This window comes from Robertmurraya dakarensis (genome assembly GCF_900156875.1).
In the GTDB taxonomy this organism is placed as follows: domain Bacteria; phylum Bacillota; class Bacilli; order Bacillales; family Cytobacillaceae; genus Robertmurraya; species Robertmurraya dakarensis.
In genome coordinates this window covers 182,768-194,535 of the sequence record NZ_LT707408.1, presented here as the reverse complement: position 1 = coordinate 194,535, position 11,768 = coordinate 182,768, and the positions used below count along the sequence as shown (strand labels likewise).

Here is an 11,768-nt window from a genome sequence, read left to right as displayed (position 1 = left end):
TGCCTGGCGACGTCCTACTCTCACAAGGGGACAGCCCCTAACTACCATCGGCGCTGAGAAGCTTAACTTCCGTGTTCGGTATGGGAACGGGTGTGACCTTCTCGCCATCGTCACCAGACTATTTGGTTTGAGGTTTGTTCCCTCAAAACTAGATAACTTGACAAGCATCTTTTAAATTGGTTAAGTCCTCGATCGATTAGTATCAGTCAGCTCCACATGTCACCACGCTTCCACCTCTGACCTATCAACCTGATCATCTTTCAGGGATCTTACTAGCTTGCGCTATGGGAAATCTCATCTTGAGGGGGGCTTCATGCTTAGATGCTTTCAGCACTTATCCCTTCCGCACATAGCTACCCAGCGATGCTCTTGGCAGAACAACTGGTACACCAGCGGTGCGTCCATCCCGGTCCTCTCGTACTAAGGACAGCTCCTCTCAAATTTCCTACGCCCACGACGGATAGGGACCGAACTGTCTCACGACGTTCTGAACCCAGCTCGCGTACCGCTTTAATGGGCGAACAGCCCAACCCTTGGGACCGACTACAGCCCCAGGATGCGATGAGCCGACATCGAGGTGCCAAACCTCCCCGTCGATGTGGACTCTTGGGGGAGATAAGCCTGTTATCCCCGGGGTAGCTTTTATCCGTTGAGCGATGGCCCTTCCATGCGGAACCACCGGATCACTAAGCCCGACTTTCGTCCCTGCTCGACTTGTAGGTCTCGCAGTCAAGCTCCCTTGTGCCTTTACACTCTACGAATGATTTCCAACCATTCTGAGGGAACCTTTGGGCGCCTCCGTTACTCTTTAGGAGGCGACCGCCCCAGTCAAACTGCCCACCTGACACTGTCTCCCACCCCGATCAGGGGTGCGGGTTAGAATTTCAATACAGCCAGAGTAGTATCCCACCGACGCCTCCACCGAAGCTAGCGCTCCGGTTTCCACGGCTCCTACCTATCCTGTACAAGCTGTACCAAAATTCAATATCAGGCTACAGTAAAGCTCCACGGGGTCTTTCCGTCCTGTCGCGGGTAACCTGCATCTTCACAGGTACTATAATTTCACCGAGTCTCTCGTTGAGACAGTGCCCAGATCGTTACGCCTTTCGTGCGGGTCGGAACTTACCCGACAAGGAATTTCGCTACCTTAGGACCGTTATAGTTACGGCCGCCGTTTACTGGGGCTTCAATTCAAAGCTTCGCTTGCGCTAACCTCTCCTCTTAACCTTCCAGCACCGGGCAGGCGTCAGCCCCTATACTTCGCCTTGCGGCTTCGCAGAGACCTGTGTTTTTGCTAAACAGTCGCCTGGGCCTATTCACTGCGGCTCTTCAGGGCTATGCACCCTAAAAAGCACCCCTTCTCCCGAAGTTACGGGGTCATTTTGCCGAGTTCCTTAACGAGAGTTCTCTCGCTCACCTTAGGATTCTCTCCTCGCCTACCTGTGTCGGTTTGCGGTACGGGCACCTACTACCTCGCTAGAAGCTTTTCTTGGCAGTGTGGAATCAGGAACTTCGGTACTATATTTCCCTCGCCATCACAGCTCAGCTTACACGAGAAACGGATTTGCCAATTTCTCTGCCTAACTGCTTGGACGCGCATATCCAACAGCGCGCTTACCCTATCCTCCTGCGTCCCTCCATCGCTCAAACGGTAATGAGGTGGTACAGGAATATCAACCTGTTGTCCATCGCCTACGCCTTTCGGCCTCGGCTTAGGTCCCGACTAACCCTGAGAGGACGAGCCTTCCTCAGGAAACCTTAGGCATTCGGTGGATGGGATTCTCACCCATCTTTCGCTACTCATACCGGCATTCTCACTTCTAAGCGCTCCACCAGTCCTTACGGTCTAGCTTCAACGCCCTTAGAACGCTCTCCTACCGCGGACACGTAAGTGTCCACCCACAGCTTCGGTGATACGTTTAGCCCCGGTACATTTTCGGCGCGGAGTCACTCGACCAGTGAGCTATTACGCACTCTTTAAATGGTGGCTGCTTCTAAGCCAACATCCTGGTTGTCTAAGCAACTCCACATCCTTTTCCACTTAACGTATACTTTGGGACCTTAGCTGGTGGTCTGGGCTGTTTCCCTTTTGACTACGGATCTTATCACTCGCAGTCTGACTCCCACGCATAAGTACTTGGCATTCGGAGTTTGTCTGAATTCGGTAACCCGATGAGGGCCCCTAGTCCAAACAGTGCTCTACCTCCAAGACTCTTGATCGTGAGGCTAGCCCTAAAGCTATTTCGGAGAGAACCAGCTATCTCCAAGTTCGATTGGAATTTCTCCGCTACCCACACCTCATCCCCGCACTTTTCAACGTGCGTGGGTTCGGGCCTCCATCCAGTGTTACCTGGACTTCACCCTGGACATGGGTAGATCACCTGGTTTCGGGTCTACGACCACATACTCATTCGCCCTATTCAGACTCGCTTTCGCTGCGGCTCCGTCTATTCAACTTAACCTCGCATGTAATCGTAACTCGCCGGTTCATTCTACAAAAGGCACGCCATCACCCATAAAAGGGCTTTGACTACTTGTAGGCACACGGTTTCAGGTTCTCTTTCACTCCCCTTCCGGGGTGCTTTTCACCTTTCCCTCACGGTACTGGTTCACTATCGGTCACTAGGGAGTATTTAGCCTTGGGAGATGGTCCTCCCAGCTTCCGACGGGATTTCTCGTGTCCCGCCGTACTCAGGATCCACTCAAGAGAGAATGAAGTTTCAACTACAGGGTTTTTACCTTCTCTGACCAGCCTTTCCAGGCTTGTTCGTTTACCTCATTCTTTTGTAACTCCGTATAGAGTGTCCTACAACCCCAAGAGGCAAGCCTCTTGGTTTGGGCTAATCCCGTTTCGCTCGCCGCTACTCAGGGAATCGCGTTTGCTTTCTCTTCCTCCGGGTACTTAGATGTTTCAGTTCCCCGGGTCTGCCTTCATTACCCTATGTATTCAGGTAAAGATTCCATCCGATTAAAGATGGAGGGTTTCCCCATTCGGAAATCTCTGGATCAAAGCTTACTTACAGCTCCCCAAAGCATATCGGAGTTAGTCCCGTCCTTCATCGGCTCCTAGTGCCAAGGCATCCACCGTGCGCCCTTATTAACTTAACCATCAGTTAATGTTAAAAAAGAACTTACTTGTTTAAAAATGATGTCTTGTCAAATTTGTTATCTAGTTTTCAAGGAACAAGGCCACGAATTTCAATCACATCATGATTGACTTCCTGACTATTCTTCATGCAGCCTTGCGACGAGCTGAGGAAACACTTCCTCGAATCACTGCGGCGCAGGAGCAAATAAATTCAAAACAAAGAAAGTCTTAAAAGAAAGCCCTTCAACGTTTGAATATGCATGATAAAACTTGAGAGATAATTCTCTCAAAACTAAACAAAGTCAGAAAACGTCTACGTAATTGGTTTTGTGTCTAGCTTCGGCTCCTAGCTTTTCGGCCGTTTCAATCCGTCCACACAAATCCAAAACCGGGATTTGCATGACCGGCTCTCCAACGTCTCTCAAAGCTGGACAGTCGCCTCCGCTTTTCTTTTCATCCTTAGAAAGGAGGTGATCCAGCCGCACCTTCCGATACGGCTACCTTGTTACGACTTCACCCCAATCATCTGTCCCACCTTAGGCGGCTGGCTCCAAAAGGTTACCCCACCGACTTCGGGTGTTACAAACTCTCGTGGTGTGACGGGCGGTGTGTACAAGGCCCGGGAACGTATTCACCGCGGCATGCTGATCCGCGATTACTAGCGATTCCGGCTTCATGCAGGCGAGTTGCAGCCTGCAATCCGAACTGAGAATGGTTTTATGGGATTGGCTAAACCTCGCGGTCTCGCAGCCCTTTGTACCATCCATTGTAGCACGTGTGTAGCCCAGGTCATAAGGGGCATGATGATTTGACGTCATCCCCACCTTCCTCCGGTTTGTCACCGGCAGTCACCTTAGAGTGCCCAACTGAATGCTGGCAACTAAGATCAAGGGTTGCGCTCGTTGCGGGACTTAACCCAACATCTCACGACACGAGCTGACGACAACCATGCACCACCTGTCACTCTGTCCCCCGAAGGGGAACGTCCTATCTCTAGGAGTGTCAGAGGATGTCAAGACCTGGTAAGGTTCTTCGCGTTGCTTCGAATTAAACCACATGCTCCACCGCTTGTGCGGGCCCCCGTCAATTCCTTTGAGTTTCAGCCTTGCGGCCGTACTCCCCAGGCGGAGTGCTTAATGCGTTTGCTGCAGCACTAAAGGGCGGAAACCCTCTAACACTTAGCACTCATCGTTTACGGCGTGGACTACCAGGGTATCTAATCCTGTTTGCTCCCCACGCTTTCGCGCCTCAGCGTCAGTTACAGACCAAAGAGTCGCCTTCGCCACTGGTGTTCCTCCACATCTCTACGCATTTCACCGCTACACGTGGAATTCCACTCTTCTCTTCTGCACTCAAGTCTCCCAGTTTCCAATGACCCTCCCCGGTTGAGCCGGGGGCTTTCACATCAGACTTAAGAGACCGCCTGCGCGCGCTTTACGCCCAATAATTCCGGACAACGCTTGCCACCTACGTATTACCGCGGCTGCTGGCACGTAGTTAGCCGTGGCTTTCTGGTTAGGTACCGTCAAGGTACCGGCAGTTACTCCGATACTTGTTCTTCCCTAACAACAGAGTTTTACGATCCGAAAACCTTCATCACTCACGCGGCGTTGCTCCGTCAGACTTTCGTCCATTGCGGAAGATTCCCTACTGCTGCCTCCCGTAGGAGTCTGGGCCGTGTCTCAGTCCCAGTGTGGCCGATCACCCTCTCAGGTCGGCTACGCATCGTCGCCTTGGTGAGCCGTTACCTCACCAACTAGCTAATGCGCCGCGGGCCCATCTGTAAGTGATAGCGTAAACCATCTTTCAGTTTCTCCTCATGAGAGGAGAAACATTATCCGGTATTAGCTCCGGTTTCCCGAAGTTATCCCAGTCTTACAGGCAGGTTGCCCACGTGTTACTCACCCGTCCGCCGCTAACTTTTAAAAGCAAGCTTTTAAAAGTCCGCTCGACTTGCATGTATTAGGCACGCCGCCAGCGTTCGTCCTGAGCCAGGATCAAACTCTCCAAAAAAGAGTAAGATTAGCTCTTAAATAAATCTAAAATTAAAACGTTGACGTTTCTGCTTTGTTTAGTTTTCAAAGAACTATTTTTTCGATCTCCGCCGAAGCGACGACAAAATTAATTGTAACATCTAACTTCGTAGAAGTCAACTTCTTTTTTTAAAATCTTTTTTTATTTAAGATAAAAAAGATTGTAGCTCGCTTTTTAGCGACAAGAATTAATATAACATTTTGTTTCGTAGAAGTCAACTTCTTTTTTTAAAAAAACTTCAGTGTCATAACTGTACAGTATTGATAACTCAAATCAACACCTTGTAGATCAAGTTAAAAAGAGCATCAAAACTTTTGATCATAAATCACTAATGGGGTAGAAGCCTTTATATAGTTACTAAAATAATAAAGAAGAAAAAAAAGAAGAAAACAACGTTGGTTTTCGTCAAGCACGAACACAATGTTTAATCTATGAGTTAAATAAGTGCTCTAACGCGCCTTAGAGGATTCGAACCTCTGACACACGGCTTAGAAGGCCGTTGCTCTATCCAGCTGAGCTAAAGGCGCTTTTTTCTACTGGCGGAGAAGGAGGGATTTGAACCCTCGCGCCGGTTGCCCGACCTACACCCTTAGCAGGGGCGCCTCTTCAGCCACTTGAGTACTTCCCCATATAAAAAAATGGCTCCGCAGGTAGGATTCGAACCTACGACCGTTCGGTTAACAGCCGAATGCTCTACCACTGAGCTACTGCGGAGTAATACTATTTTACGTATGGTGGGCCTAAATGGACTCGAACCATCGACCTCACGCTTATCAGGCGTGCGCTCTAACCAGCTGAGCTATAGGCCCATTATATTTGGAGCGGGTGATGGGAATCGAACCCACGACAACAGCTTGGAAGGCTGTGGTTTTACCATTAAACTACACCCGCAAATAGGAGTCGACAATACCGGTGGTCGGGGTCGAACCGACACTCCAGAAGGAACACGATTTTGAGTCGTGCGCGTCTGCCAATTCCGCCACACCGGCAGTTCTAAATTAATGGAGGCAGCAACCGGATTTGAACCGGTGATAAAGGTTTTGCAGACCTCTGCCTTACCACTTGGCTATGCTGCCATTAAAATTGGCTGGGCTAGCAGGATTCGAACCTACGAATGACGGAGTCAAAGTCCGTTGCCTTACCACTTGGCTATAGCCCAAAATAATATAAATGGGGCGATTGATGGGAATCGAACCCACGAGTGTCGGAGCCACAATCCGATGCGTTAACCACTTCGCCACAACCGCCATATTTATTGGCAGGGATAGTAGGAATTGAACCCACACTGGAGGTTTTGGAGACCTCTGTTCTACCTTTAAACTATATCCCTATATAGCGTAATGGTGGAGGGGGACGGATTCGAACCGCCGAACCCTAAGGAGCGGATTTACAGTCCGCCGCGTTTAGCCACTTCGCTACCCCTCCAAAAAGGTGGCTCAGGACGGAATCGAACCGCCGACACAAGGATTTTCAGTCCTTTGCTCTACCGACTGAGCTACTGAGCCACACGAAAAGAAAAAATCTATATTAACAGTAGATACCTACTGGAATAAGATGGCGGTCCGGACGGGACTCGAACCCGCGACCTCCTGCGTGACAGGCAGGCATTCTAACCAACTGAACTACCGGACCAAATTGCGGGGACAGGATTTGAACCTGCGACCTTCGGGTTATGAGCCCGACGAGCTACCAGACTGCTCCACCCCGCGATAATTTTATTAAGGTTTTATGGCGGAGGAAGAGGGATTCGAACCCCCGCGCGGTTTAACCCGCCTGTCGGTTTTCAAGACCGATCCCTTCAGCCAGACTTGGGTATTCCTCCATATATATAAATGGACCCTGTAGGACTCGAACCTACGACCGGACGGTTATGAGCCGTCTGCTCTAACCAGCTGAGCTAAGGGTCCATTAATTTTATAGCGGCGGAGGGGATCGAACCCCCGACCTTACGGGTATGAACCGTACGCTCTAGCCAGCTGAGCTACACCGCCATAATGGCATAGAAAATGGAGCCTAGCGGGATCGAACCGCTGACCTCCTGCGTGCAAGGCAGGCGCTCTCCCAGCTGAGCTAAGGCCCCATAATAGAATTATTTGAACTGGTCGGGAAGACAGGATTCGAACCTGCGACCCCTTGGTCCCAAACCAAGTGCTCTACCAAGCTGAGCTACTTCCCGTAATGCTTAAATGGCGCGCCCGACAGGAGTCGAACCCATAACCTTCTGATCCGTAGTCAGACGCTCTATCCAATTGAGCTACGGGCGCGTATAAGAGTAAGTTATTTCACTTTGTAAAAAATATGGTGCCGAGGACCGGAATCGAACCGGTACGGTAGTCACCTACCGCAGGATTTTAAGTCCTGTGCGTCTGCCAGTTCCGCCACCCCGGCAGATAGTTCTGGAGCGGAAGACGGGATTCGAACCCGCGACCCCCACCTTGGCAAGGTGGTGTTCTACCACTGAACTACTTCCGCAGGGTATTTATATTTACTAATGCGGGTGAAGGGAGTCGAACCCCCACGCCTTGCGGCGCTAGATCCTAAGTCTAGTGCGTCTGCCAATTCCGCCACACCCGCAAATAAAAATGGTGAGCCATGAAGGACTCGAACCTTCGACCCTCTGATTAAAAGTCAGATGCTCTACCGACTGAGCTAATGGCTCACGAAAATGGTGCCGGCCAGAGGACTTGAACCCCCAACCTACTGATTACAAGTCAGTTGCTCTACCAATTGAGCTAGGCCGGCATATTTTTATGGTGGAGGATGACGGGATCGAACCGCCGACCCCCTGCTTGTAAGGCAGGTGCTCTCCCAGCTGAGCTAATCCTCCGTTTATGGTGACCCGTACGGGATTCGAACCCGTGTTACCGCCGTGAAAGGGCGGTGTCTTAACCGCTTGACCAACGGGCCAAAGAAAATTTTACCTTTAAAGTAAGACAAAATAATAGCCCCAAAATAGGGGCCTTGCCTGGCGACGTCCTACTCTCACAAGGGGACAGCCCCTAACTACCATCGGCGCTGAGAAGCTTAACTTCCGTGTTCGGTATGGGAACGGGTGTGACCTTCTCGCCATCGTCACCAGACTATTTGGTTTGAGGTTTGTTCCCTCAAAACTAGATAACTTGACAAGCATCTTTTAAATTGGTTAAGTCCTCGATCGATTAGTATCAGTCAGCTCCACATGTCACCACGCTTCCACCTCTGACCTATCAACCTGATCATCTTTCAGGGATCTTACTAGCTTGCGCTATGGGAAATCTCATCTTGAGGGGGGCTTCATGCTTAGATGCTTTCAGCACTTATCCCTTCCGCACATAGCTACCCAGCGATGCTCTTGGCAGAACAACTGGTACACCAGCGGTGCGTCCATCCCGGTCCTCTCGTACTAAGGACAGCTCCTCTCAAATTTCCTACGCCCACGACGGATAGGGACCGAACTGTCTCACGACGTTCTGAACCCAGCTCGCGTACCGCTTTAATGGGCGAACAGCCCAACCCTTGGGACCGACTACAGCCCCAGGATGCGATGAGCCGACATCGAGGTGCCAAACCTCCCCGTCGATGTGGACTCTTGGGGGAGATAAGCCTGTTATCCCCGGGGTAGCTTTTATCCGTTGAGCGATGGCCCTTCCATGCGGAACCACCGGATCACTAAGCCCGACTTTCGTCCCTGCTCGACTTGTAGGTCTCGCAGTCAAGCTCCCTTGTGCCTTTACACTCTACGAATGATTTCCAACCATTCTGAGGGAACCTTNCCAATCCAGGTCCTTCTGTGACCGCGATAGCATCGATATCAGAAAAGTGGAGGTTTGCTTTTTCCATTGCTTCTTCAAGAACCACTGTCAACTGTTCTACATGGTGCCGGGAAGCAATTTCAGGGACAACTCCACCAAAGCGTTTATGACTTTCTATTTGTGAAGCAACAACATTCGCAACTATTTCACGGCCATTTTTTACAATAGCGACAGCTGTTTCATCACAGCTTGTTTCGATTCCCATAATATATTGATCTTTTTTCATAAATTCACCCACATTACTAAAGCATCTTCGTGATTATCTGTATAATAGCCTTTTCGTATTGCACCATCTTGAAACCCTAGCTTCCGATAAAGGGACTGAGCAATATAGTTAGTTACTCGAACTTCCAATGTCATTGATTTCGCTCCCTTTTCTCTTGCAACCTCGATCACTTTTCTCAATAAGGCTTCCCCTAGTTTTTTCCCTCTATACTGCGGAAGCAGGGCAATATTGGTTATATGCGCTTCATCTGCTATGAGCCACATTCCACAATACCCAAATACCTCTTTTTCTTCTTCAAATACGATATACACAGCAAACTGATTTTTCGTTAACTCATTTTCGAATGATTCTCTGCTCCAAGGAGTTGTAAAGGATTCATGCTCAACCTTTAATATTTGATCAATATCCTTTTCTTCCATGTATCTGAAAGTTAATTGTTTATTCATATTCTTTCTTCCTAGTCCTTTAATTTATTGGCCTCCAGCCATTTCGATTCCGCCTCTGCCAAACGAATATAATTCGGAACAAAGGAATGAATCTCTTCCCCTTCCATATCCGTTCCTAATAGCGCTAACTCCGCTGGACGTGGATTATGTTCCGTTATCTCTGCAAAAAGCGCCTGACTACCCAGAATATCAGTTAAAGTAGACTTATGTAATGGCAGATCATTCCCGACAAAAAGAATAGGCTCTGACGATTCTTTCAGTTGTGCTGCCCAATCCTTCGCTAAAAGAATTTGATCCTCTACACTTGTCGTAAATTTCGCATCCTCATAACGATATAGACCAGTATAAATTTGTCCTCTTCTTGCATCAAATAAAGGAGAGACACTTCCTTGGTAATAACGCCCTACTGATGAAGCTAAAATCGCTAAACTTGAAACTCCGACAAGAGGAATGTTTAAGGTCCATGCCAATGTCTTTGCAATGGTTACCCCTATTCTAACACCTGTATAAGATCCTGGTCCCTTTGCTACAACAATTTTTGTTAAATCCGCGGGCTTTAAATCACAATCCAGTAACAACCTTTCAATAGAGGGCATGACACGGATGGAATGATTCTTCTTTACGTTAGTGATATATTCCCCTATCACCTTTTCCCCGTCAATGACGGCAATCCCCAAAGCATAATTAGAAGTATCGATGGCTAAAATTTTCATGAAAATAACTCCTTACATAATTGCTCATACCTCGGACCCTTTGGTTGTAACACGATTTTTCTCGTATCATCCCCAGTATGTCTTAATTGAATGGTCAAAATCTCTTCCGGAAGCTGTTCTTCAATTAAATGAGCCCATTCAACAACGGTTACTCCACTGCCTTCGAAGTACTCATCAAACCCCAGATCTTCACTGGAATCACTCAAACGATACACGTCCATATGGTATAATGGCATCTTTCCGTTATACTCTTTAATAATAGTAAAAGTAGGACTATTAACAGTTCTTGTTATATCCAGGCCTAAGGCTAGTCCCTTAGTAAATGTAGTTTTTCCTGCACCTAAGTCTCCTTCTAATGCAATGACGTCACTCGGCTGTAAAAGTGCAGCAAGCCTTTTCGCAAAATCTAGTGTATCCTGTGTCTGAGTCGAAATAAACTCATATTCACTCATATCTTTATCACCTTTTATTCTTAGCATTTTATCTATATGGTTAATATCTCGTTCGCACACCTATTAAAAAACCTTAGGATGCGTGTCCTAAGGATTCATGATCACATATGTAGTTTACCTTAATTTTGTCAATTGAGCAAAAATGCCACTTTCCAAATTAAGGATTTAATGCATAAAAAAAACGAAACTTAGTTTCGTTGTTAATTTATTATTTAAATGGCGGTCCGGACGGGACTCGAACCCGCGACCTCCTGCGTGACAGGCAGGCATTCTAACCAACTGAACTACCGGACCAGAGATTTTTCGAGGTACGAGAAAATATCTTTCCTTCTCTTCCTTGAAAAAACTTGATTGCGGGGACAGGATTTGAACCTGCGACCTTCGGGTTATGAGCCCGACGAGCTACCAGACTGCTCCACCCCGCGATAATATTAATAACATAGTAAATCCTATGCTTCAAGTGAGCATAATGACTGTCCCGATCTCAAGAAGTTTCTCTAAGCAGCAACTCGATCGGTACAACTCGCAGTATTTTCAGTGGAGATATGCTCGTTGCTCCACCCCGCGATAATATTATTCACATAGTATTCTATGCTTTAAGTGTAAACATGGTGAAATTATTTAACCGCCTGGCGACGTCCTACTCTCACAAGGGGACAGCCCCTAACTACCATCGGCGCTGAGAAGCTTAACTTCCGTGTTCGGTATGGGAACGGGTGTGACCTTCTCGCCATCGTCACCAGACTATTTGGTTTGAGGTTTGTTCCCTCAAAACTAGATAACTTGACAAGCATCTTTTAAATTGGTTAAGTCCTCGATCGATTAGTATCAGTCAGCTCCACATGTCACCACGCTTCCACCTCTGACCTATCAACCTGATCATCTTTCAGGGATCTTACTAGCTTGCGCTATGGGAAATCTCATCTTGAGGGGGGCTTCATGCTTAGATGCTTTCAGCACTTATCCCTTCCGCACATAGCTACCCAGCGATGCTCTTGGCAGAACAACTGGTACACCA

3 protein-coding genes, 28 tRNA genes, 5 rRNA genes, 1 pseudogene and 3 other annotated features (1 of these 40 cut by a window edge) are annotated in these 11,768 nt (G+C 48.3%); all 37 genes and pseudogenes read right to left on the bottom strand.

Going from position 1 to position 11,768, the window contains the following annotated elements:
* Position 1: 1 nt before the first annotated feature.
* Positions 2–118 (bottom strand): 5S ribosomal RNA (gene rrf, locus CZ487_RS02100).
* A gap of 58 nt (positions 119–176) precedes the next feature.
* Positions 177–3,108 (bottom strand): 23S ribosomal RNA (locus tag CZ487_RS02095).
* 443 nt (positions 3,109–3,551) lie between these two features.
* Positions 3,552–5,101 (bottom strand): 16S ribosomal RNA (locus CZ487_RS02090).
* The 16S, 23S and 5S rRNA genes sit together here with 26 tRNA genes alongside, the layout of an rRNA operon.
* A 474-nt stretch (positions 5,102–5,575) precedes the next feature.
* Positions 5,576–5,649, bottom strand: a tRNA-Arg gene (locus tag CZ487_RS02085).
* 10 nt (positions 5,650–5,659) lie between these two features.
* Positions 5,660–5,750 (bottom strand) — tRNA-Ser (locus tag CZ487_RS02080).
* A gap of 11 nt (positions 5,751–5,761) precedes the next feature.
* Positions 5,762–5,836, bottom strand: a tRNA-Asn gene (locus tag CZ487_RS02075).
* An 18-nt stretch (positions 5,837–5,854) separates the two neighbouring features.
* Positions 5,855–5,931: transfer RNA gene (locus CZ487_RS02070), tRNA-Ile, on the bottom strand.
* Positions 5,932–5,939: 8 nt separating this feature from the next.
* Positions 5,940–6,013, bottom strand: a tRNA-Gly gene (locus CZ487_RS02065).
* Positions 6,014–6,029: 16 nt separating this feature from the next.
* Positions 6,030–6,111 (bottom strand) — tRNA-Leu (locus CZ487_RS02060).
* Positions 6,112–6,124: 13 nt separating this feature from the next.
* Positions 6,125–6,198 (bottom strand) — tRNA-Cys (locus CZ487_RS02055).
* A gap of 8 nt (positions 6,199–6,206) precedes the next feature.
* Positions 6,207–6,281 (bottom strand) — tRNA-Gln (locus tag CZ487_RS02050).
* Between the two features lie 12 nt (positions 6,282–6,293).
* A tRNA-His gene (locus CZ487_RS02045) sits at positions 6,294–6,369 on the bottom strand.
* 9 nt (positions 6,370–6,378) lie between these two features.
* A tRNA-Trp gene (locus CZ487_RS02040) sits at positions 6,379–6,452 on the bottom strand.
* Between the two features lie 11 nt (positions 6,453–6,463).
* A tRNA-Tyr gene (locus CZ487_RS02035) sits at positions 6,464–6,547 on the bottom strand.
* A 7-nt stretch (positions 6,548–6,554) separates the two neighbouring features.
* A tRNA-Phe gene (locus CZ487_RS02030) sits at positions 6,555–6,627 on the bottom strand.
* A gap of 50 nt (positions 6,628–6,677) precedes the next feature.
* Positions 6,678–6,754, bottom strand: a tRNA-Asp gene (locus CZ487_RS02025).
* Between the two features lie 3 nt (positions 6,755–6,757).
* Positions 6,758–6,831: transfer RNA gene (locus tag CZ487_RS26275), tRNA-Met, on the bottom strand.
* A gap of 20 nt (positions 6,832–6,851) precedes the next feature.
* Positions 6,852–6,944, bottom strand: a tRNA-Ser gene (locus tag CZ487_RS02015).
* Between the two features lie 11 nt (positions 6,945–6,955).
* Positions 6,956–7,029: transfer RNA gene (locus CZ487_RS02010), tRNA-Ile, on the bottom strand.
* A 100-nt stretch (positions 7,030–7,129) separates the two neighbouring features.
* Positions 7,130–7,202 (bottom strand) — tRNA-Ala (locus CZ487_RS02005).
* 19 nt (positions 7,203–7,221) lie between these two features.
* Positions 7,222–7,298 (bottom strand) — tRNA-Pro (locus CZ487_RS02000).
* An 11-nt stretch (positions 7,299–7,309) separates the two neighbouring features.
* Positions 7,310–7,386, bottom strand: a tRNA-Arg gene (locus CZ487_RS01995).
* A 35-nt stretch (positions 7,387–7,421) separates the two neighbouring features.
* Positions 7,422–7,510 (bottom strand) — tRNA-Leu (locus CZ487_RS01990).
* A gap of 9 nt (positions 7,511–7,519) precedes the next feature.
* Positions 7,520–7,594 (bottom strand) — tRNA-Gly (locus tag CZ487_RS01985).
* Between the two features lie 20 nt (positions 7,595–7,614).
* Positions 7,615–7,696 (bottom strand) — tRNA-Leu (locus tag CZ487_RS01980).
* Between the two features lie 9 nt (positions 7,697–7,705).
* Positions 7,706–7,781: transfer RNA gene (locus CZ487_RS01975), tRNA-Lys, on the bottom strand.
* A gap of 7 nt (positions 7,782–7,788) precedes the next feature.
* Positions 7,789–7,864, bottom strand: a tRNA-Thr gene (locus CZ487_RS01970).
* 9 nt (positions 7,865–7,873) lie between these two features.
* Positions 7,874–7,949, bottom strand: a tRNA-Val gene (locus CZ487_RS01965).
* A 5-nt stretch (positions 7,950–7,954) separates the two neighbouring features.
* Positions 7,955–8,029: transfer RNA gene (locus CZ487_RS01960), tRNA-Glu, on the bottom strand.
* Positions 8,030–8,085: 56 nt separating this feature from the next.
* Positions 8,086–8,202, bottom strand: a 5S ribosomal RNA gene (gene rrf, locus CZ487_RS01955).
* Positions 8,203–8,272: 70 nt separating this feature from the next.
* Positions 8,273–8,534, bottom strand: a sequence feature (23S ribosomal RNA rRNA prediction is too short).
* A 15-nt stretch (positions 8,535–8,549) separates the two neighbouring features.
* Positions 8,550–8,935 (bottom strand) — a sequence feature (23S ribosomal RNA rRNA prediction is too short).
* Positions 8,936–9,118 (bottom strand): annotated as a pseudogene (locus tag CZ487_RS27905) (tRNA (adenosine(37)-N6)-threonylcarbamoyltransferase complex transferase subunit TsaD); the annotation flags it as partial.
* 17 nt (positions 9,119–9,135) lie between these two features.
* A complete protein-coding gene (rimI, locus tag CZ487_RS01945; RefSeq protein ID WP_077210604.1) occupies positions 9,136–9,585 on the bottom strand; it encodes a ribosomal protein S18-alanine N-acetyltransferase in 450 nt (149 codons plus the stop codon).
* A gap of 11 nt (positions 9,586–9,596) precedes the next feature.
* Positions 9,597–10,298 carry a tRNA (adenosine(37)-N6)-threonylcarbamoyltransferase complex dimerization subunit type 1 TsaB gene (tsaB, locus tag CZ487_RS01940; protein WP_077210603.1) on the bottom strand — a complete coding sequence of 234 codons (702 nt, stop codon included), beginning with the start codon at positions 10,296–10,298 and terminating at the stop codon, positions 9,597–9,599.
* Positions 10,295–10,750, bottom strand: a complete 456-nt coding sequence (gene tsaE, locus CZ487_RS01935; protein WP_077210602.1) for a tRNA (adenosine(37)-N6)-threonylcarbamoyltransferase complex ATPase subunit type 1 TsaE — start codon at positions 10,748–10,750, stop codon at positions 10,295–10,297. Before tsaE ends, tsaB begins: the two co-directional genes overlap by 4 nt.
* A 217-nt stretch (positions 10,751–10,967) precedes the next feature.
* Positions 10,968–11,044, bottom strand: a tRNA-Asp gene (locus tag CZ487_RS01930).
* A gap of 57 nt (positions 11,045–11,101) precedes the next feature.
* A tRNA-Met gene (locus CZ487_RS01925) sits at positions 11,102–11,175 on the bottom strand.
* Between the two features lie 202 nt (positions 11,176–11,377).
* Positions 11,378–11,494, bottom strand: a 5S ribosomal RNA gene (gene rrf / locus CZ487_RS01920).
* Positions 11,495–11,552: 58 nt separating this feature from the next.
* Positions 11,553–11,768: a sequence feature (23S ribosomal RNA rRNA prediction is too short), on the bottom strand; it runs 1,497 nt beyond the window's last position.